The organism is Photorhabdus viridis (assembly GCF_040256935.1).
Classification (GTDB): Bacteria; Pseudomonadota; Gammaproteobacteria; order Enterobacterales; family Enterobacteriaceae; genus Photorhabdus; species Photorhabdus viridis.
This window is the reverse complement of sequence record NZ_JBEJZY010000183.1, coordinates 1-931: the sequence shown is the minus strand read 5'-3', so window position 1 is coordinate 931 and position 931 is coordinate 1. Positions and strand designations below refer to the sequence as shown.

The following is a 931-nucleotide window of genomic DNA, read 5'->3' as shown; positions in this document are numbered from 1 at the left end:
ACGATGTCATCACCAAGTGACATGTTGCACCTCCTGTCAAATCATCCGGCGGCCTGGAAGCTGTCGATAACCGCCAGCAGCGCCTCGCGCTGGCCATCCGCAAAGGGGGCGGGGGAGGTCAGGTTGAAGGTCAGCAGTTGCGGGCCGCGGATTTGCAGCACCACGGTCTGGTGCATGTCGCCTTCCGGGCTTGTCCACTGGTAATCCAGCCGGCGGGCGGGTTGCTGGCTGAGGGTGATTTCGCTGCGCTGATGCTCCTGATAACCGGGCAGGTGCGTGCGGAACTGTGCCAGGGTCTGTTCATAGTAAGCGGTGTTGTCCATACCGGTGGGGACCGGGGTGCGGCTGACCACCAGATTAATGCCGCTGTCATCCGGCAGCACGAAGACATGCAGGGATTCATCCCGCCAGTTGCCCGGGATAGCCAGGGTGCCTTCATTCATCTGATATGTTGTGTTTTCCATGCTGTTTCCGTTGTTGATTAAAATAAGTGGAGAGTCAATACCGGTCAGTTCACATTGACCTGTTTGCCGTTAATGGTGATATTGGCGCCCTGAATACGGATATTGCCGGCGCTGTCGATGGTGATGCTGCCCCCGGCGGTCGCAATCTCGATACCGCCGGCCCGGGACTGTATCTGGATGTTGTTTTTCACGTTCAGCCGGCTGTCTTGTTCCACAGTGATTTGACGCAGGCCGGTGATGGCGCTGACTTCGTTGCCCGTCACCTCTTTATGGCGATTTTTCCTGACGGAAAGTATCTGGTCATTGCCGATGCTTTCGGTGTGGTTGTGCATGACCCGGGTTTCGCGGTCATTGAGCACCACGGTGTTCATATCGCGCTGCGCATGCAAAGCCAGTTCTTCACTGCCCCGGGCATCCTCAAAGCGCAGTTCGTTGTAACCGTCGCCCTTGTGGGTTTTCGAGCGGAA

At 57.3% G+C, this 931-nt stretch carries 2 protein-coding genes; both read right to left on the bottom strand.

Going from position 1 to position 931, the window contains the following annotated elements; genetic code table 11:
• Positions 1-41 precede the first annotated feature (41 nt).
• A complete protein-coding gene (locus ABR397_RS22850) occupies positions 42-464 on the bottom strand; it encodes a DUF1795 domain-containing protein (RefSeq protein WP_350307706.1) in 423 nt (140 codons plus the stop codon).
• A 44-nt stretch (positions 465-508) separates the two neighbouring features.
• Positions 509-931, bottom strand: a 423-nt coding sequence (locus ABR397_RS22845) for a bacteriophage T4 gp5 trimerisation domain-containing protein (protein WP_407072905.1), incomplete at its 5' end; no start/stop codon positions are given.